Genomic DNA, 21,571 nt, shown 5'->3' with positions numbered 1-21,571 from the left:
AAGCCAGCCTATATACTGTATTTTTCCTTATAATATCTAATAATATTATTAAAAAAAGTACAGAAAGTTATAAGCTGACTTTTATTTTTTTAATTATAAAGTTTTTATTCCTATAAATATCAATACTCCATAACACATCAATTTAAATAAATCTATGTATTTTGGCAATTCTTCATATAAATTATTTGAAATTATGCCTGCAAGCAATACAACTACTATCATAGGTGAAATTATACTTGCCATACTAAAACAAAGCCCAAGTAATATCGCATTTGTAATAGATATTGTACTTGCATACCCAATTATTAAAAGAAGAGGTGCACATGGTGTAAGACCGTAAGCTATTACTATTATTAAAGGTGACCAATCTTTATTTTTTAAATTAGACCCACAACTTCCACTACAAGACTTACATGACCTGTCGCTTTTTTGTCTATTATAGAAATACTTCACTATTAAAAATGAACCTAAAACTATAAATGTTATACTCATTACTTTACTCAAGTCGATTGAGCCAATATGTCCATCTTTAAATAAAAATTTATTTCCTAGATATGAGCTAATCATACAAAGGCTTATTACAGAGAGAATTTTTCCAAAGAAAAAACTAAAAAATGTAATAAACGCCTTTTTCATATTTTGTGAATGTGAAACTATATAAGTCGATAAAAATACACCTATAGCTGGACTACAACAAGTACCACATCCAAGTCCAATTGAAAATCCTCCCGTTATGCAAGATATCAGCGTTGTCCCTATCATATAACTTCTCCTCTTTCTTTTGCCATTATTGCCGCACCAATTGAGCCATTAAATTGAGGATATTTGGCAACATATACATCTTTCATAAGTACTGCTGATAATAAACAACAATATAACATTGGTTTTTGTGCTTCAAAGTAAAGTGGTGTAAATAATTTATTAGACTTAACTATATAAGAGCATACATAGGTTTGATTATTTCCTGCATTATAAGTGACTGTTATTCCCTGTCTTAAATCTCTTATTTTTAAGTTAGAAATCATTCCATTAGAATCTGTTTTGTAGTTTTTATTTAATCCTCTTGCTGATTTGATATTTACATTTTGATTTTTGAGTATACTTCCATTTACATAAATAGTTATATTATTCTTATTTGATAAAGCTACTTCAAGCGGTATATCTTTACTTTCAAAAACAGTCATAACATAATTAAATCCCTGCGTAAGTATTGTATCAGTCTTTGCTATTAGATATAATCTCCTTAAATATTAAAAAGGCATATAAAATAATTTATAAAACTATTTTATATGCCCTATTAATTAATTATAATTTGTTTTTTTTAATATTAGCAGCCACATCCACAGCCGTCATCAAGACCATCTATGCCAGTACTTGCACAAACTATTAATAATAATATTAAGAATGGTATCCATGCACAAATATCTATATCAACCCAAGTTTCTCCAAATGCTAGGAATAAGAAGAATAATATTATTATCCACCATCCCATACCAAAGAATCCACCGTCGCAACCGCCGAAAAATCTTTCTAACATTATATTGTTCCCCCTTGCTGATAATTTTTATTTCTAAATTATACTATGTTGAATACAATATTTTTGACATTAAATTTCCAAAACTTTTTCATAAATTTTTAATCGATTGATTTCAACGACTCTACCATTTTTACATTTTTCAACTTATAATACATTACTATGTTTACTATAAGTGAAAGTAATATTGTCAAAATAGCTGCTATAATATAACTTTTCAAACTTATTATTCTTCCAAACATCATAGATTTTATTTCTACAGTGATCATAATATATTGGTGTAAAAACTTACCTAATACGAGCCCTACTATCATTCCCACTATTGTAAGTATGATGTTTTCTCTATAAATATAAGCTGCTGTCTCTCCATCATAAAAACCTAAAACCTTTATCGTTGCAATTTCTCTAATTCTCTCTGAGATATTTACATTCGTCAAGTTGTATAAAACTACAAATGCTAAAGAACCGGCAGAAACTATCATAACTAAAACTACATAGTTTAAATTTTTAATCGTATTGCTAAATGTCTGCTTTGATATTGTATTAAATGTGACGCCTGATATTCCATCTACATTTATTATCTCTTCAGATAATTTATCTTCTTGTTTTGACGATGTACTATTTAAAATACCTAAAACTTTATTATTTTGAGGTATATTATTAAATAGTTTGTTGTAATAATCTTTAGTCATATATGCATAGTGAGATATATAGTTTTCTGTTATGGCGCTTACTCTTGCCTCTACAGTTATATCATCACTATTTTTTAATTTTATTGTATCTCCTACTGATGCGCCTATAACTCTAGCTGCTTTTTCACTAAGTACTAAACCGTCATTATCTAAGTTTATCTTCTTATGGCTAACTCTCTCTCTAAGATGAATAAATTTATTTAATTTATCTAGATTATCTGGAATAACTATATTTACTTCTTCATTGCCTTTTTTAGTTCTGACTTCTCCATTTTCATATACAAAAAACTCATATGATTTAATATTTTGAGTTTTACCTAGTTCTTTATCTATATTTTCTATTTCTTTATCTGTTAATTTATTTGTAAGTGATACTTGCATATCGTATTTTAATATTTCGCCATATTGTCCGCTTACTATCATTTGGATAGAGTCTTTTATACCGAATCCAGTAACTAAAAGTGCCGTACATCCAGCTATTCCTAATACTGTCATAAAAAATCTCTTTTTGTATCTAAATATATTTCTGAGAGTTACCTTACTTATAAAACTAAGTCTCTTCCATATGAAATCTACTCTTTCTAATAATATTCTCTTTCCGTTTTTTGGCGCTTTCGGTCTCATAAGTGCTGATGGTTCTTCCATCAATTCCTTTTTACAAGCTATATAAGCTGATAATGTTGTTATTAGTACTGCAACTATCGTAATTCCTATAGCTAGTACTATATCGATAGCTACTTGCATATTTGGAAGAGTATACATCATTCCATACGAATAAAAAATTACTATTGGAAATACAGAAAATCCTATCAATAAACCAAGCACACTACCAGCTATACTAGCTGTAAATGCATATAATATGTATTTTTTAGCTATATCAAATACAGTATATCCTAACGCTTTTAAAGTACCTATATTTATTCTCTGTTCATCTACCATTCTCGTCATAGTTGTCAAACATACAAGAGCCGCCACTGCAAAGAAAAATACAGGGAATATTTTTGCAAGTGCATCTATACTGTTGGCGCATCCTTCATATTCGACGAAAGATCTATGGCTATCTCTATCTAAAACGTACCATGTTGGACGTTCAATATTTTTTATCTGTGCTTTAGAATCTTCCAATTTCTTTTTAGCCTCTGATAGCTGGCTTTCTGTATCTTTTTTCTTTTCGTCTAAAGTTTTTTGCGCTTGCTCTATTTCAGCTTGTCCATTTTTTATTTCTTGTTCTGCTTGTGAAATTTGGATATGTGCACTTTTTTCTGAGTTTTGTAATGTAATTTCTGATTGCTTTATCTTAGCTTCGTTTGTGTCTAGAGTTTGCTTTGTCTGATTTAATTTATTTTCAGCTTGTTTAAGAGCTTGCTTTTGATTTTCTAATTCATTTTTAGCATATGATATACTTGATGTTAATTGTGATAAATTTTGATTTATAGATTCTAATTGATTTTGGTAGTAATATTTTTGTTCTTGAGTTAGATTTTGATTATTAAGTAGTAAATTTAACTCACTTGATTGTTGTTGTAGTTTATATTGTTGCGATTGTAGTTGTTTTATCTTTGATTCTGCTTGTATAAATCCAGCTTCTGCGTTTTTCTTTTGAGTTTGAAATTCTTTAAGTGAATTTTGATACTGTTGTTTTCCATATTCAAGCTGTGATTTTGCACTTTGTATTTGCTTCTTGCTGTTTATTATTTCACTTTGAGTCTTTGATTTTTGTGAGTCGAGTTGTAATTTACTATTTTGTAATTTTAATTTTGAATTATCTATTTTAGTTTGTGCATCTTTAATTTCATTTTCAGCTTTTTCTTTATTTTCGTTATATTCTTTTTCTCCCTTATCTAACTCTTTTTTGGCTTCTGATATTACTTGATTATATCTAGTTTCTATTTGATTTTCTTTTATTTTATCAATATCTTCTGTAACTGAATCTATTAAGTTTTGATACTTTTCTGAATAAGTATCTAAGTTTTTAGCTCCCTTTACAGTTAAGTAAATATCTGTGTATACATCCAAGTTAAAATCACTATCTAAAATCATCATTGCCCCTTGTATTCTACCTCCACCTATAGAGGCATTTCCTTTTTCATGAGACAAATAATATGGAGTATTTACATATCCCACGACTGTATATTCTTTCTTTTTGAGGCTATTTCCAATATCGTCATCTACTCCAGATTCTATTTTTATCTTACTTCCTATAGGATATCCTAAAAATTGATATTTAGATTTTTCAATTACACATTCGCCACTATTTCGTGGCAATCTACCTTTGACTACTTTGAGTCTATTTATATAATTTTTATTGTTTTGTTTGTAATCATCTAAATTTATACTTTGTATTTGAACTACACTGTCTTTATCTTTATAAGTTGATATTGCTTCTATAGCGTATGTTCCTTTTATGCCATCTACTTTTTCTATCTTTTTAATTTCATCTACATCGTTATCAGTAAGCCCTAAAGTAGATGTTATCCTTATATCCATTAAATTATAATCATCATAATATGAATCTGATGTTTTTTTCATAACTAGAGGTGCATCCTTAATCCCAGAAAAGAAAGCTACCCCCAATGCAACTATTAGTAAAATAGAAATAAATCTTCCCTTTGAATTTTTTATATCTCTGATAAAATCTTTATTAAGTGCACTTTTCATATTACCACTCAATCCTTTCCACAGGAGTTGGATTTTCATTTATTACTACACTTTCTATTTTACCATTTTTAACTCTGATTACTTTATCTCCCATAGGTGTTAAAGCCAAATTATGTGTGATTATTATTACTGTCATCTCCATAGTTCTACACATATCTTGTAATAATTTTAAAATCGATTTTCCTGTATTATAATCTAATGCACCTGTAGGTTCATCACATAAAAGTATCTTTGGGTTTTTGGCAAGCGCTCTTGCTATTGCAACCCTTTGTTGCTCACCTCCAGATAATTGTGCTGGGAAGTTGTTTTTTCTGTCTTGTAGTCCAACAGCTTCCATAATCTCATCTATATTTAGTGGATCTTTGCAGATTTGAGTTGCCAACTCTACATTTTCTTTTGCAGTTAAATTTTGCACTAAATTGTAAAATTGAAATACAAATCCGATATCATATCTTCTATATGTTATTAGCTCTTTATTAGAATAATCATTTATATACTTTCCATCGACTATGATTTCTCCGCTAGTTGGACTATCCATTCCACCTAATATATTTAGTATTGTACTTTTTCCAGCTCCACTTGCACCTGCCACAACCACAAATTCACCTTTATCTACAGAAAAATTCACTCCACTTAATGCTTCTATATTTACCTCCCCCATTTTATAGACCTTTTTCACATTTTTAAATTCAATATATTCACTCAATTTAATTCCCCCTAAAATTTCTTCTTATATTTCCATTATAATAGGAAATACGCTCGGTCTTCTCTTTGTTTTTTCAAATAATAATGTTTCTACAGCTTTTCTTACACTTCCTTTTAAAACTTGCCATCCTATTGTTTCATCTTCTAAGCACTCTTCTATTTTTTGTCTAGAGACTTCTTTTATTTCGTTTATAATCTCTTCACTTTCTCGTGCATATATAAATCCCCTTGTTATTACATCTGGTCCTGATGCTAGATATAAATTTTCGCTGTCTATTGCAAAAACTATTATCACCATACCATCACGAGCTAAATTTCTTCTGTCTCTTAAAACTATATTTCCTACATCACCTACTCCTATCCCATCTACATAAAGTACACCTGTGCGCACCTTAGTAGCTACTCTTGCACCATCTTCTGTTATCTCAAGTACATCTCCTGTTTCCATTGTGAATATATTATTTCCCGACATACCCATTTTTTTAGCTAAGTCGGCATGGTGTTTTAAGTGACGATATTCACCATGAACTGGCAAGAAATATTTAGGTTTAGTTATAGAGTGAATAAGTTTTAATTCTTCTTGATATGCATGTCCAGAAACATGAACATCTTCTAAATCTTCATATATAACTTCTGCACCTTTTTTATAAAGTTGATTTATTACCTTTGATATCATTTTATCATTTCCCGGTATTGGTGAGGCAGAAATTATAAATAAATCATTTTCTTGTAACTTTATTTTTCTATGATTTCCATATGCAATTCTCGAAAGCCCAGCCATTGGTTCTCCTTGACTTCCTGTTGTAATTATAGTTATATTGTCATCATAATTATTTAGTTCATCTACGTTTATTACTGCGTCATCTGGTATATGTAAATAGCCAAGCTCCATAGCCACCTTACTTACATTTTCCATACTCCTTCCACTAAAGCAAATCTTTCTATTTTGTGTTAGTGATGCATCTACTACTTGTTGCATCCTATGTATATTAGATGCAAATGTAGCTACTATAACCCTACCTGTAGCCCCTCTTATAATTCTATTTAGAGTTTCACCTATTGTCTTTTCAGAAAGTGAATGGCCGCTTCTTTCGACATTTGTACTATCTGCCATTAATAATAATATACCCTCTTCTCCCAATGCCGAAAATCTATTTAAGTCCATAACTCTTCCATCAATAGGAGTATAATCTATCTTGAAGTCACCAGTATGAACAATTGTGCCAAGTGGTGTAAAAATAGCTAAAGAGCAAGCATCTGCTATACTGTGAGTTGCTCTAATAAATTCTACACTTAGTTTATTAAATCTTATAACATCTCCTGCTTTTACAGGAATTAAATTTCTTTTATCTATTTTGTGTTCTTCTAATTTACTTTCGATAAGTCCTATTGTCAATCTTGTCGCATATATATCCATATTTAGTTGTTTTAAAATGTACGGAATTGAGCCTATATGATCCTCATGTCCATGAGTTATAAATAGCCCTTTTACTTTTTCTTTGTTGTCTAATAAATAAGTTATATCCGGTATAACTAAGTCAATCCCCAACATATCGTCATCTGGGAACGAAACTCCACAATCTATCACTATTATTTCATCTTCATATTCTATTGCAGTTATATTTTTTCCGATTTCACCTAATCCGCCTAAAGGGATTACTCTCAATGTATTCTTTTTCATTTTACTCTCCTTGATAAATTTATAAATGTATATATTATCAAACTCAATATTTGTTATTTTAAATAGCAGTTTTCTTTTATATTATTTGCACATTTGTATAAATTATAATTTTATATATCATATAATCATGTAATTTGAATTTAATTTATATTTACTTAAATTATGCTTATCAAAAATACATATAGTTTATATGGTTTTGTATATAAAAATAGGTCAAATATATAACTTCGACCTAAAAATTTCTGTTTATTATAATTTTAATTAATTAAAATACAGCACATTTAATGTGTGCATAATCGCTCCTATACTTAAACATCTCTCATCTATATCAAAATCAGCAGTATGTATAAGAGATGTTATTCCTTTTTCTTTATTTGCGCATCCAACATGGAAAAATGCCCCTTTACAATTTTCTGTAAAAAAAGAAAAGTCTTCTCCTCCCATAGATGGATAATCTTTAAATATAAAGCTTCCTTCCCCTAAAAATTCTTCTGCATTTTTTTTGACTACATCTACTAAATCTTTATCATTTATAAGCGCATCATATCCATTTTCATTTATATTGAATTTAGCACGACATCTATATGCAGCAGCAGTATTTTCTACTATTTCTGTTGCTCTCTTTATAATAAACTCCCTCTGTGAGCTGTCTAAAGTTCTGAGTGTTCCGCTTATTTTGACTTCATCACAAATAACATTACCAGCATCTCCACCTTGGATTTTTCCAAGGGTTAAAACTGCCATATCTTGTGGAGCTAAATTTCTGCTAATTATGCTTTGTAGTGATGTTATTATCTGCGCTGCTGCAACTAATGCATCTACTCCATTTTGCGGATATGCTCCATGACCTTTCTTTCCTTTTACCTCGATTGAAATGGAATTAGTACTTGCGTTTAATGTCCCATATTTTGATTCTATAACTTTAGTATCCAAATAACCTTGGACATGTGCCCCAAACATATACTCAACTTTTGGATTTTCCATAAGCCCATCTTCTACAAAGAACTTAGCCCCTCCATCTTTTTCTTCTGCTGGTTCAAAGAAAAATTTTATATTTACATTTAATTTATCTCTTATTTCATATAGTAATCTACAAGCTCCAATTAACATAGTAGTATGTGCATCATGTCCACAAGCATGCATAACACCATCATTTTGGGATTTATACTCACTTTCTTTTACTTCTTGTATAGGAAGTGCGTCTATATCTCCTCTTATACCAATAGTCGTCTTTGCATTTTCTTTGTATATATACGCCATTATCCCTCTATGATGTTTAAACTCAATATAATCAATTCCTATTTCATTTAAATATTTTTTTATCTTATCTCTTGTTACAAATTCCTCCATAGCCAACTCTGGTGTTTTGTGCAAATCTCTTCTAATATCTATCAAATAATCAGATATTTCTTTTCCCCTTTTTATAACACTTTGTTTTAACAATTAAGCTTCTCCCCTTTTCAAATAAATTTATATAAATCATTATATAGATTATAATAAAATTTAGTATAATTTTATTAAATTCTATTATTATAAGGAGGTCATTATGAAAGTTATAGATCTAACTCATACTATAAAAGAAAATATGCCCGTCTTTCATGGGACAGAGCCACCAAAATTAGCCCCAGCTAGTACATTTGAAACAGATGGGTTTAGAGAAACTCTACTTACAATGTTTTCTCATACTGGAACACATATGGATGCTCCTGCTCATGTAAGAGAAGACGGCATTACTTTAGATAAATTTCCTGCAGATAAATTCGTCGGAAAGGCTATAGTTATTGATTGTAGCGATTTATCAGAAGGAGACATTATCGATATATCTTATATAGATAAATATAAAGTGATGATAGAATATGCTGACTTTGTATTGTTTAAAACTAATTGGGACAAATACTGGGATACTCCAAAATATTTCGATAAATTTCCAGTTATAAGTGAAGAAGTTGCCGATTATCTAATAAAAACTAATAAAAAAGGAATTGGTCTAGATGTAATTTCTATAGAATCTATTGATAGCGAAGATTTGCCTATACACCATAAAATATTAAAAAACAATTTAGTTATAATCGAAAATCTCTGTAATTTAGATCAAATCGATAGTCAATTATTTACATTTTGTGCCCTTCCACTCAAATTTTTAAATTCCGATGGAGCGTCAGTTAGAGCAGTCGCTATTATAGATTAAAATTAAAAAGAGTGTATTTAAAAATTTTATAATTTAAAATACACTCTTTTATCTACAATATTAAATATTATTTTATATCTTCTAAAGCAGGTATAAATATAGACCTTCCATCTCCATCTATCGTACATTCAAACCTATATACTGGTTGATAATATCCTTTGCTGTCTAGCTGATAACACAACTTAATACTTCTAATCAATATTGATTTTATATTGTAAAGTTCATAAGAATTAAATTTTCCTTCTTTTAACTTGTTATAAGCCTCTTTCTCGCTTATGATTTTATACTTGCCATATGGATTATAAGTATATATATAATTGTATATACTCAGTATTTTATTAAATTGATTTATATTTAAATATCCATCAATTAATTTATTATCTTTTTCGTCTAAATCAACTCTAAAATTATAAGATGACAATTTCTCTCTATCTTCTATTTCTTGCTCAAATTGAGAATGATTATATTGCCCTACATTATAATCATTTAATACTTTTTTAACACTTTCTTCATCCATATCTTGGTTTATCAATTTATCATTACATTTATAATCAGTAAAATTATATACTCCACCATTTAAATATACAGTCATCTTGTATCTATCATCAATTGAGCTATACATTATTTCATTATTATGAATAACTATATTAGATTTATCTACTTCTGCTTCTAATTTTTCAAAAAAGTTTTCTGCAAATTCTAAAGCTTCATCTGCACTCAACCTCTTTAATTTATAAACCATCTTCTGTTTATCTTCATTGTCATATATTTTTACATTACTTTTTAGTGAAACCTTTGACATATCATATTTATAATTATAATTGCTACTTAAATTTCCAAACTCCTGCATGTTATAAGCATTATTTATTTTATATCCAGCAAATATAGCTATCAGTGTTGGTAAGATACATATGATTAATTTTAATGATTTAAGTTTTGTCTTTTCTTTAGATATAATTAATAAAATAAACATTACTAAACTATATCCAATAAGTGCTCCTATAAAATTATTCATTATATCATCAACTTCAAAAATTCCTCTTTTTGTTATATATTGAGTTGTCTCTATTCCTAAAGTAAACAAAAACCCTAAACTAAGAGTTATGTAGCATTTTTTAAATTTTTCACTAAAAAGTGGGAGCAAAAACCCAAATGGAACAAACATTAAAATATTTAAAATTATATTTCTCCAATATGATTTTGAATAATTGTTCCACGCTTCTATATATGAGCTAAATAAATGTAAATTTGCATGTTCATATACTCCTGCTCTTATAAAAATAGTTGCACCGATTACGATTACTATGTAGCAAAATAAAATGCAAAATACTATTACTTTTTTTATGTTAGCTTTAACATGATTTTTTAAAAATTTTCTAAAAAATAAAATATATATTATCCCTATAAAAATTAAGCCTATTACGCCTAACCCCAAATAATCTCTAGCTAAGTTAATTACTTGTAAAAGTCTCATAACTCTTCCTCCATTGTCTAACTTCTTCTTAATTATAAACTATTGTATATATATATTCATTAAAATTTTCTTAAAAGTAAATTTAAACATGAAAAAAGGATGCGCCGCCACATCCTTTTTTCGGGGAGTTATTACTAAAAAAATCATCAAAAAAATTATTTTAAGTATTAGTTATTTAAATTCAAATAACTTTTTAGAAATTAACTAGCTCTTATTATTTACTATGAGATAATAGTATAATAAAAAACTTAAATTAACCTTAATTTCTAATATTTTACTCTACAATATACTCATGTTCTCTTAATGCATTTTTTGCATCTTCTAAATTTTCTTTTTTTACTAGTATATAATCAGTATCGTATGTAGACAATGCACAAATGCCGACTTTAGTTTCTGCAAGTATTGTAGATAATTTAGATATTATCCCTATAAGTGAAAAATCAATTTGTCCCTCTATTTTAAATGCAATCCACCCCTCATCAATATCGGTACAATTATTTGGTATAGATTGCATTTCACAAACTATTGAATGTTCGTCATCCGTTTTTCCTATAAATAAAAATTCATCTTCTAAGTTAATTTGTGAAAAATCTTTTACCTTGCATATTGCAAATTCTTTGTCAATAATTCTTAATTTCATATACCCTCCTACAAACTTTATAATTTATAATCCCTAAAAAAATTATCCTAATATGTATTATTACTACTTATTAGGATAATTTCTTATTTTTATTATATTTTATTTTTATATTGTAATAAAATTTTTATTCGTATTTTTTTACTTTTACGCTATTTCTTTTTGAATTTCATTATTTTTAGTACTAGACTTTATCTCTCTAACTAAAAATACAGTTATAATTATAGCCGCCAAAATATCAGCTATAGGTTGACTCATCCATACACCTTTCATCTCCATAAATCTAGGAACTACGCTTATTATAGGTATAAACAGTATAACTTGTCTAAGTAATGTAAGGAATATTGATTGTTTTATTTTTCCGATAGATTGGAAATATATTGGTCCTAGCACACATACTCCTAGAAGTGGTAATGTCATAAGATATATTTTCATTCCATCTAAACATATTTTTTCTAATACTGCATCTTTAGTAAATATATTTACAAACATATTTGGGAAAAATCTAGTAAGTAAAAATCCTCCAAATAAAAATACAAATGCTGCAAACATTCCTTGAAGTAGTATTTTCTTCGTCCTTTCGTATTCTTTTGCTCCAAAATTATACGCGATTAAAGTTTGCATACCTTGACTAAGTCCGTATATAGGCATTAAAAACATTAAGTTTATAGAAGTTATTGTAGTCATTGCTCCTATTGCCAAATCTCCACCATAACTTTGTAAGAATTTATTTGTAACAAGGTGTATAGAACCTGTTACAACTTCCATACAAAATGGAGTTATTGATATAGTTAATATTGCAATTACCGCTTCTTTTTTTAATCTTATATTTTTAAGTCTAAGTTTTAGATTTGAATTACCTTTTGTAAAGTAATAAGTTGTCCATATAAAGTTTATAAGCTGGCATATAACTGTTCCAATTGCCGCTCCTTTTATTCCAAATCCAAAATAGAATATAAATAATGGATCAAATACTAAATTTAATAAAGAACAGACTATCATAATTGTAGCAGCTAGTTTTGGTCTGCCATCTGCTCTTATCGCTCCATTTAAACTAAATCCAGATAAATTTACTACAGCACCTAATAAAATTACGCCCATGTAGTCTTTTGCATATGGTAGAGTTTTTGCACTAGCGCCAAATGCATATAAAATTTGGTCTATAAAGACTAAACCTAAGACCATAATTACAAATCCACCTAAAAGCTCTAGCGCAAATGTATTTCCAAGAAGTCTTTCAGCTTCTTCTTTGTCCTTTGCTCCCAATTTTATCGATATATTAGTGCTTCCTCCGACAGATACAGCCACACCAAATGCACCGATTAATGTAAATAGCGGCATAGTCACCCCTAAACCTGATATTGCATATGCTCCAACTCCATCCATAGAGCCTATAAATGCTCTATCGACTGTATTGTATAAACAAGTTACAAGCATAGCCAGGATAGCAGGAATTGAGTATTTAACTAATAATTTACTTATATTGTCTTTTGCTAAATTTTCCATCTTATCTCCTATCTAACCATATCATAAGTTATACAAACTGGTTTTTTAGTTCTAGGATCTGTAACAATCTCACTATCTATATTGAATAATTCTCTAAGATTTTCTTTTGTCATAACTTCTTCAGCCGTACCCTTACAGCATATTTTACCTTTTTTAACACCTATCATATGGTCTGCAAATCTAGCAGCATTATTAAGCTCATGTATAACCATAACTATTGTCGTGTTGTATTTTTTGTTTAATTCATCTAACACTTCTAATACTTCTAATTGATGAGCTAAGTCTAAGTAAGTTGTAGGCTCATCTAAAAGAAGTATATCTGTTTGTTGTGCTAAAGCCATAGCAATCCACGCTCTTTGTCTTTGGCCACCAGATAAATCTTCTATTTTTCTATCTCTAAATTCTGATATTCCTGTCGCTTTTAAAGCCCAGTCTACTATCTCTTTATCTTCTTGTTTGTTGTTTTTAAATCCACTTTGATGTGGAAATCTTCCGTAAGCTATTAACTCCTCAACAGTAAGTCCTCCTGGTGCTTGTGGGCTTTGAGGTAAAACAGCCATATTTTTTGCTATTTCTTTTGAACTTTGTTCATTTATATTTTTAGAATTTATATATATGTCTCCGCTCTTTGCTTTTAAAATTCTAGCTATTGTTTTAAGAATTGTAGATTTACCACATCCATTTGCTCCAATGATTGTAGTAATCTTTCCTTTTGGTATTTCTAAATTTAAATCTTCAACTATATTTACATTGCCATAAGCTATATTTACATTTTTAGTTTCTATTGAATTCATAGTTATATTCCTCCTTCTAAATATTCATTTACTTAATCAGCTTTTAACATTAAGTAGATGAAATAAGGTACACCAATTACTGAAACAACTAGTCCAACTGGTATTTCAAGTGGGGCAAATATATTTCTAGCAATTGTATCTGATGCTAATAAAATAAACGCACCTACTAATGATGCAACAGGTATTAACTTTTTATGAGCTGGTCCAACTAATTTACGTGCAATATGTGGAGATACTAGCCCTAAAAATGCTATACTTCCTGCAACTGATGTAGCAACACCTGCTAAAACAACTGCAACTACTATCATTATTCTTCTTTCTTTTTCAACTTCAAGTCCAAGACCTGTCGACATTTCATCTCCTAGATTTAATACATCTAAATCTCTTGACTTATAAAATGCAAAAGAACCAAATAAAATTACAAATGGAGCAATTATATAAACGTATTTCCATGTTGCTCCCCATATACTACCGTTTGTCCACGCTACAACTCTATTAAATTCTTGTGTAGTAAATTTTAATTGGAAAACTGTAAGTAATGCTAGAAATGCAGTATTTATTCCAATCCCGATTAATAATAAACGAGATGAATTTATACCTTTATTCCACGCCAATGCATATATTAAAAATGCGCCAAATAATGCACCACAAAGTGCAACAAATGGCATTGTATATATCGTAAAATTGCTTATTCCGTCATATACATTTCCGTTTAAGAAATATATATACATAACTACAAATAATGCAGCACCTGAATTTATCCCTAATATACCTGCATCAGCTAAATCATTTTTAGTGACACCTTGTAGGATAGTCCCTGCAATTGCTAAAGCAATCCCTATTAAAATCGCCATAAGTATTCTAGGTAATCTCAGTCTAAATATTACTATTTCTTGATTTTTTGTACCAAGACCAACAAGAGTTTTAATAACATCTGTCGGTGTTAATGTTGAAGAACCCATATTTAAACTTATTACAAATGTTGCAAATATAAGCCCTATTAGAACTAGTGATATAATCATAAATCTTTTATTTTTTTTCATATTATTTCACTTCCTTTCTAATAAGATATATAAATACCGGTACACCTAATAGCGCAGTTAGTGATCCTATTGGTGTTTCATAAGGTGGATTTATAAGTCTTGATATTACGTCACTGTAGACTATTAATACAGAACCAAGTACAAATGAACATGGTATTATATATTTAAAATCAACACCTACTAATTTTTTAGCTATTTGAGGTATTATAAGACCTACAAATATTATATTTCCAGCTACAGAAACTGACGCTCCTGTAAGTAATATTACTATTACAAGTGATATAAATCTTGTGCGATTTGTATTTTCTCCAAGACCAATGGCAACATCCTCTCCTAAGCTAAGGATTGTTATTCTCTTTGCCATAACCATCGCACATACCATACCGATTATGCCGACGATAAATAATAATTTAACACCTTCCCAATTAACACCGATAAATCCACCATTTATCCAGAAACTTAATTGTTGAGATAAGTTAAAGTACATCGCTGCACCTGTAGCTAGTGATATTAATAATGTTCCAAGTGCTGTCCCTGCTAATGTAAGTTTTACTGGGTCAGTTTTCCCCATAGATCTCGAACTTACAAAATAAACAAATAACCCACTTATACTAGCTCCTAAAAATGCAAATATCATAAGTGAAAATCCACCTATAACTATATTTGAATTTACTTGTTGTAATACTAGAGCTATTGCTACCATAAATGTAGCCCCTTGAGTTATACCTATAACTGATGGTTCAGCTATAGGATTTCGAGTAATCCCCTGCATAATCGCACCTGATACTGCTAAAAATCCTCCAACTAATACACCAGCAAGTGCTCTTGGTATTCTTACATCTCGTATAATTTTTGAATTTATATCGTTTCCTTGTTCAAATAAACTATTTATCATAGTTGAAAAATCTATATCTTTTGCCCCTATTGATACTGATAAAAATATTCCTAGAGACAATAACAATAATCCACAAATAATTAAAATATATGAATTTCTTCTATTTGAATTAGCCAAATTCAACCCTCCTTTTTTTGAATTTTCTAATTTATATCTTAAAATCAAATTAGGTGAATAAATATAATTTATCCACCTAATCTAAAAATAATCTTTATTTTATGCTACATTAAAGCATTTTTTACTTCGTCTAATAATAATTTTCTTCCCATTGGATTATAAGCTTGTGAGAAGAATGGACTTGCATCTAAGAATACATAGTTTCCATCTTTTACAGCTCTTATTTCATTAAATACGCTGTTTTTAGCTAAATCTTGTTTGTCAGATGCCATACCTATCACTATTATGTTATCTGCATCTATTTCTGAAAGTCCTTCTATACTTACAGTTGGAAGTGTTATACTATCTTGTTCTGGCATATTTGCTGGTTGTTTAAGACCCATATCGTCTTTTAAGATAGTTCCCATTCCACCTTCAGAGAATATCATAAATTGTCCAGAAGATGCTAAAGCTACTACATAAGATTCGTCACCTTTTGCTTTCTTTATTTCATCTCCTATTTTTTTAGCTTCTGCATAATAGTTATCTAACCAAGTTTGTGCTTCATCTTCTTTATCAAATAATGCAGCTACTTGTTTTAAGTTTGCTTCCCAATCATTTGAACAATCTTTAAGCATTACAACTGGCGCTATTTCTTTTAATTCATCGTACATTTTTTCTTGTCTTGGCGCCATTATTATTAAGTCTGGATTAGCTTCTATTATAGCTTCTATATCCATAGTATCCATCATTGAATGTCCAACTACTTTTGTATCTTTGAAAGTTTCTTTCATGTATGATGGTACATTTTCTGTATCGTAAGAATCTACGTTAGCAGTTGCCACTGGAACGTATCCTAATATAGCTAATTCTTCACTACTTCCTGAAATATCAACTATACGTTTTGGATTTGCAGGTATTTCTACATCTCCTTTTTCAGTTTTTACAACTCTTGTTTCAGCTTTGTCTGCTGATTCGTTGTTACTTGAACAACCTGTTAATACTGATAATGATAGTATTGCTACTAACATTAACACTAATGATTTAAGTTTTCTCATTTTTCCCTCCATGATGATTAAATTAGTGATGAATGGAGATTGATAATAATTCTCAATCCCTATGGTTAGATTATATCAAAATTTCCTACTAATTCAATAGGAAATAACTAATTCCATCATTTACCTAAGCCGTAATTTCCATATTATCTATATATAAACAAAAAAAGTAAGGATAATCACAATTTTATGATCATCCTTACTTTTTTTAATATTTATATTAAGAATATAACTCGTCTTTTACACCTAAATTATTTTTATTATTTGATTTATAAAGTTTTTTACTTTTATTTAAAATAACAAAAATTGAAAGCAGTATTATACCTTTAAAAATACTACTTATGCTTATACTCCACCATATACCGTTTATTCCAAGTATATCTGGTTTACTAAGTACAATTGCCATAGGTATCCTAGCTAAATTTAATACTATACTTGTTACTGAAGGTATATATGTCCTTCCTAACCCCTTAAGTATTCCTGTAATAGTTATTTCTATACACATTAATAGTTGAGAATATCCAAGGATTTTTAAATAATCTACACCTTTTATTATTGCATCTGGCTCATTTATAAATGCTCTAAATATTATATCGCCTAAAAATACTAAAACTAATGTAGTTATACTTCCCCATATTAAAGCGCCTATTAATCCGATTTTACTTCCTTTATTTATTCTGTCAAATTTATATGCTCCATAATTTTGTCCTGTAAAAGTAGACAATGCTGAGGCAAATCCATCAGCACTCATCCAAGATATAGATTCTATTTGTGAACCTACCTTTTGAACAGCTACTGCTACTGGTCCAAAAGATGCAACAATTACTCCCATAGCCATAGATATAAGAGTGAATAATGCATTTTGAATAGCTACTGGCAAACCTAGCTTATATAAAGTTTTAAAGTATTCTAACTCTATATTTCTAAAGTATTTAACTTTAAAATACTCTATTTTATTTTTTATTATATACCCTACAAATACACAAGTAACGATTATTTGTGCTGTTATTGTAGCAATACCTGCTCCATTTGTTCCTAAAGCATCAATAGGTCCAAATCCGAAAATTAGCAGTGGGTCTAAAATAATATTAGCTATAAGTCCTATTGTATTAATCCTAAATGGTATAGAACTATTTCCAAGACCTATAAAGATCGATGTGAATACAGGATTTATAAAATAAAAAATCATTCCTATAGCAAGTATAACTAAATACTGTCTAGACATTGTGATTACTTCTAAATCGCCTAAATTAAATATATCTATTAATTGCTTATTAAATAGAATTAATACTAAAGTATAAGTTATTGATAAAAATACATTTAACTCTATAGATGATTTTATGTAAGATTTAACTTCCTTTGTATTTTTCTCTCCCATACTTTGAGCTACTTTTACTTCTCCACCAATTTTTGAAAACATAACAAATGCCATTGCAAGCCAAGGATAAAACCCTGCTGTTCCAACTGCTGCTACCGAGTTACTACCATTTTTTCCAACCCACATCATATCGATTAAATTGTATGCAATTTGAATAAATGATGTAGCCATTATAGGGATAGCTATTTTCACTAGTTTTTCGACTATCCCACCTTCTGTCAAATCAATTTTTTTATCCATTTCTCCTCCAAATTTTAATATTTTACTTTAAATATCTTATTTATATGTATAAATATAATATATTCTGTATTTACTTAAAATCCCAAAGATTTTAAGTCTAATTTACTAGCTGATACAAGAACTAATACAACTCCTATTATAAAAGCTATTAAAATTATCATTTTTACATAATTGTTAACTTTAACTTTATTTCTAACTTGATACATTATCATAAATCCAAAACTTATTATGCTTATTAAAATTGCCATTGCACCTACAGTAAGTACAAATCCGGTCATTAATAAATTATTTGCATCCATGTATTACTACCTCCTAATTACTAAAAATGTAATTACTATTTTATCATAAGTTTTGTATATAATGAATAAACATAAAAAGGCTGTCGATTTATTTTAATTCAACAGCCTTATATATTTAACTTGTTTGTGTTTCTTCTTTTTTCTTTTTAATATGTTTTCCAACAATCTCATTTACATCAGTTATTGTAACAAAAGCAGAATAATCATCAGCTGCTACTATTCTTTTAAGCTCAGGTATTTCTATTCTTGTTACTACTGCATATAATACAACCTTTTTCCCACTTATCAATCCTTCGCCTTCTAGCATTGTAACTGTTCTTCCCAAATGTTTATATATACTATTTGCTATTTCTTCTCCATGATTAGTTATAATCATAGCCGCCTTTGCTTGTTCAAATCCCTCAGATACCATATCGATAATCTTAAAAGTAATAAAATATGTCAATATTGAGTAAAGAGCTCTATCCCATCCAAATAAAAATCCTGCAGTTGAATATATGAAGAAATTTAAAAACATTACTACTTGCCCCACAGAAAATGATGTCTTTTTATTTATTAATATGGCAACTACTTCTGTTCCATCTAAGCACGCGCCAAATTTTATAACAAATCCAACACCTATTCCTAGAAGTAATCCACCGAATACTGTTGCCAAAAGAACATCATTCGTTAGCTCAGGTACAGGTTTAAGTTCTTCTAATAAAAGAGATAATACAATCATTGCATAAGCTGCTTTTATCAAAAAACTCTTTCCTAATTGTTTATATCCTAAAATTAAAAACGGTATATTTAAGACAAAGGTAAGAACACTTAATTTAATTTTAGTTATATAACTGACCATAATGGATATACCTATTATTCCACCATCAATTATATTGTTTGGTACCAAAAATATTTCTAGAGCTATTGCAGCAAGTGTAGCTCCAACTGTGATAAGTAAGAAAGAAAGGAAATTATTTAATAACGTTTTATTTTTACTGCTACTTGTCATTATTATCCCCCTTTTCTTATTTAATAAAATAATAAGTTGTTTTAGTTGATTTTGCTTAAATTTATTTTGTATTTTTAAATACACTATATTTTGTCTACTTAATTTATAATTCCATTTATTTTCTTAAAAACCCTTCTTATATTTAGTTTTTTTTGCAAAATTTTAACATTTTCGACTATTATTGATTCAAAATTATAAATTAGCTTGTTTTTTAATATGAAATAAAATTTATTAAGATTTAGTTTGATAAGTTTATTAATATTTTCATACGTATAAATTGATATTAGAAATGATCTAAACATAAATAGCACTTATTATATTTTTATGCTTAGAATAGTGAATTTATTCAAAAGCCAGAAAACAAGTTCTAACTTATCTTCTGGCTTTTATTTTATTATTTATAAAACTCTTCTTGCATTTACAAATGCATTTTTATAATAACTTGTATTTACACTTGTTATTACTATTTTACGTTGACTAGAAGATGCATGTATCATCTGTCCATTACCTATATAAAGTCCAACATGAGATACTTGTCCATTATTAGCACCATTAGTATCGAAAAACATTAAATCCCCAGCTTTTAAGTTGCTCCAACTTACAGATGTTCCATATTTACTTTGAGCACTTGAAGTTCTAGGTAAAACTATTCCCGCTTTATTTTTAAATACATAATATGTAAAACCTGAACAGTCAAAACTGTTTGGCCCTTGAGCTCCCCACACATATGGTTTTCCTAATAATGTCTTTGCATATGCTATTACTGAGCTTGCACTTGACGATACTGAAGTACTTCCACTATTTGATGATGAGCTTGAAGACGGTTTTTTAGATTGTAAATATTGACTACTTACATATCCTGTACTTCCGCTGTAGTTTATTTTTGACCATCCATTTGATGTAGATAGCACATTTACGCTTTGCCCATATGCTATTGTCGTTATTTTTGCATAGCTTGTAGCTGGCCCTGTTCTCATATTTAATCCAGATGTTGTATTTACATATTTTACTGTTTGGCTAGTTTCCGAACTTGAACTTGAAGATGGTTTTGTAGATTGTAAATACTGACTGCTTACATATCCTGTACTTCCGTTGTAGTTTATTTTTGACCATCCATTTGATGTAGATAGCACGTTTACACTTTGTCCATATGACAATGTTACTATCTTCGCATAACTTGTCGATGGTCCTGTTCTTACATTTAGTCCTGCTGTTGTATTTACATATTTTGTAGTTTGAGTAGTTTCCGAAGTTGAAGTTGAATTTGATACATAATCTTTATATATATATCCTGTTTTTCCGTTATATTTTGCATTTACCCAGTTCCCACTTGTACTTAAAACTTCAATAGAACTTCCCTTTGAGATTACAGTTATTGAAGAATAACTTGTCGATGGTCCTGTTCTAAAGTTTACATTTTCTGTTACTGTTGCTATTTGACTTGCAGCCTCTACTGTCGATATATTTGTCATTGACACAATTGAGGTCGCTGCAATCGCTGCTCCCGCTAATACATAAGATTTATTTATACTCATAATATCTATTCCTCCCGATAATTAGACACGTTTTTACTTTTTTTTATTTTATAGTTATATTGTTACATTTTTGTAACTATTTTTCAAGTATTTTCTGTAACTTTTTTGTAACTTTTTATTTTTTTAATTTTCTAAAAAAAATAAACTCCCTTTAACTAAGCTTTTATGCC

Annotated in this window: 19 protein-coding genes; 1 reads left to right on the top strand and 18 read right to left on the bottom strand. The window is 29.0% G+C overall.

Annotated elements, in window-relative coordinates:
• Positions 1 to 93 precede the first annotated feature (93 nt).
• The 7 genes from ABCM86_RS05300 to ABCM86_RS05270 form a co-directional block, all read right to left on the bottom strand.
• Positions 94 to 762: a hypothetical protein gene (locus ABCM86_RS05300; RefSeq protein WP_343003653.1), complete on the bottom strand. Its 669-nt coding sequence runs from the start codon at positions 760 to 762 to the stop codon at positions 94 to 96.
• A complete protein-coding gene (locus ABCM86_RS05295) occupies positions 759 to 1,184 on the bottom strand; it encodes a hypothetical protein (RefSeq protein ID WP_343003652.1) in 426 nt (141 codons plus the stop codon). The genes ABCM86_RS05300 and ABCM86_RS05295 overlap by 4 nt, the downstream gene beginning before the upstream one ends.
• A gap of 143 nt (positions 1,185 to 1,327) precedes the next feature.
• Positions 1,328 to 1,537 (bottom strand): hypothetical protein, encoded by a 210-nt coding sequence (locus ABCM86_RS05290; protein WP_343003651.1) that lies wholly within the window; start codon positions 1,535 to 1,537, stop codon positions 1,328 to 1,330.
• 98 nt (positions 1,538 to 1,635) lie between these two features.
• Positions 1,636 to 4,884 (bottom strand): FtsX-like permease family protein, encoded by a 3,249-nt coding sequence (locus tag ABCM86_RS05285; RefSeq protein WP_343003650.1) that lies wholly within the window; start codon positions 4,882 to 4,884, stop codon positions 1,636 to 1,638.
• Between the two features lies 1 nt (position 4,885).
• A complete protein-coding gene (locus ABCM86_RS05280) occupies positions 4,886 to 5,590 on the bottom strand; it encodes an ABC transporter ATP-binding protein (protein WP_343003649.1) in 705 nt (234 codons plus the stop codon).
• 24 nt (positions 5,591 to 5,614) lie between these two features.
• Positions 5,615 to 7,270 (bottom strand): ribonuclease J, encoded by a 1,656-nt coding sequence (locus ABCM86_RS05275; RefSeq protein WP_295777414.1) that lies wholly within the window; start codon positions 7,268 to 7,270, stop codon positions 5,615 to 5,617.
• 261 nt (positions 7,271 to 7,531) lie between these two features.
• Entirely contained in the window at positions 7,532 to 8,713 is a 1,182-nt protein-coding gene (locus ABCM86_RS05270) for a M20 family metallopeptidase (RefSeq protein WP_295675729.1), read from the bottom strand.
• Positions 8,714 to 8,816: 103 nt separating this feature from the next.
• Here ABCM86_RS05270 and ABCM86_RS05265 point away from each other — a divergent pair, with 103 nt between their 5' ends.
• Positions 8,817 to 9,458, top strand: a complete 642-nt coding sequence (locus ABCM86_RS05265; RefSeq protein WP_343003648.1) for a cyclase family protein — start codon at positions 8,817 to 8,819, stop codon at positions 9,456 to 9,458.
• 67 nt (positions 9,459 to 9,525) lie between these two features.
• On the opposite strand, the gene ABCM86_RS05260 is transcribed toward ABCM86_RS05265, so the two are convergent.
• From ABCM86_RS05260 to ABCM86_RS05210, 11 genes are all read right to left on the bottom strand, one after another.
• On the bottom strand, positions 9,526 to 10,932 hold the full coding sequence (locus tag ABCM86_RS05260) for a VanZ family protein (protein ID WP_295732898.1): 1,407 nt from the start codon (positions 10,930 to 10,932) through the stop codon (positions 9,526 to 9,528).
• Between the two features lie 274 nt (positions 10,933 to 11,206).
• Positions 11,207 to 11,572 (bottom strand): ACT domain-containing protein, encoded by a 366-nt coding sequence (locus ABCM86_RS05255; RefSeq protein ID WP_195929589.1) that lies wholly within the window; start codon positions 11,570 to 11,572, stop codon positions 11,207 to 11,209.
• A gap of 144 nt (positions 11,573 to 11,716) precedes the next feature.
• Positions 11,717 to 13,075 (bottom strand): MATE family efflux transporter, encoded by a 1,359-nt coding sequence (locus ABCM86_RS05250; RefSeq protein WP_295574941.1) that lies wholly within the window; start codon positions 13,073 to 13,075, stop codon positions 11,717 to 11,719.
• Between the two features lie 8 nt (positions 13,076 to 13,083).
• Complete coding sequence (locus ABCM86_RS05245) at positions 13,084 to 13,869, bottom strand: ABC transporter ATP-binding protein (protein WP_195929591.1); 786 nt, start codon at positions 13,867 to 13,869, stop codon at positions 13,084 to 13,086.
• Between the two features lie 32 nt (positions 13,870 to 13,901).
• Positions 13,902 to 14,912, bottom strand: a complete 1,011-nt coding sequence (locus ABCM86_RS05240) for an iron ABC transporter permease (RefSeq protein WP_195929592.1) — start codon at positions 14,910 to 14,912, stop codon at positions 13,902 to 13,904.
• 1 nt (position 14,913) lies between these two features.
• Positions 14,914 to 15,924 carry an iron ABC transporter permease gene (locus ABCM86_RS05235; protein ID WP_343003647.1) on the bottom strand — a complete coding sequence of 337 codons (1,011 nt, stop codon included), beginning with the start codon at positions 15,922 to 15,924 and terminating at the stop codon, positions 14,914 to 14,916.
• Positions 15,925 to 16,028: 104 nt separating this feature from the next.
• Positions 16,029 to 16,961: an iron-hydroxamate ABC transporter substrate-binding protein gene (locus ABCM86_RS05230; RefSeq protein WP_195929594.1), complete on the bottom strand. Its 933-nt coding sequence runs from the start codon at positions 16,959 to 16,961 to the stop codon at positions 16,029 to 16,031.
• A gap of 217 nt (positions 16,962 to 17,178) precedes the next feature.
• Positions 17,179 to 18,576: an MATE family efflux transporter gene (locus tag ABCM86_RS05225; protein ID WP_195929595.1), complete on the bottom strand. Its 1,398-nt coding sequence runs from the start codon at positions 18,574 to 18,576 to the stop codon at positions 17,179 to 17,181.
• A 74-nt stretch (positions 18,577 to 18,650) separates the two neighbouring features.
• The gene (locus tag ABCM86_RS05220) at positions 18,651 to 18,875 is read right to left on the bottom strand and encodes a hypothetical protein (protein ID WP_195929596.1); all 225 of its coding nucleotides are present in this window, start codon (positions 18,873 to 18,875) and stop codon (positions 18,651 to 18,653) included.
• A gap of 115 nt (positions 18,876 to 18,990) precedes the next feature.
• On the bottom strand, positions 18,991 to 19,866 hold the full coding sequence (locus ABCM86_RS05215; RefSeq protein WP_195929597.1) for a YitT family protein: 876 nt from the start codon (positions 19,864 to 19,866) through the stop codon (positions 18,991 to 18,993).
• A gap of 398 nt (positions 19,867 to 20,264) precedes the next feature.
• The gene (locus ABCM86_RS05210) at positions 20,265 to 21,401 is read right to left on the bottom strand and encodes an SH3 domain-containing protein (RefSeq protein ID WP_343003646.1); all 1,137 of its coding nucleotides are present in this window, start codon (positions 21,399 to 21,401) and stop codon (positions 20,265 to 20,267) included.
• Positions 21,402 to 21,571 lie beyond the last annotated feature (170 nt).

Source organism: Clostridium sp. 2218st1_F5_2218SCRN_220325, from assembly GCF_039062665.1.
Taxonomy (GTDB): domain Bacteria; phylum Bacillota; class Clostridia; order Peptostreptococcales; family Peptostreptococcaceae; genus Intestinibacter.
The sequence above is the reverse complement of the archived record's forward strand: the minus strand, read 5'-3'. Positions and strand labels throughout refer to the sequence as shown.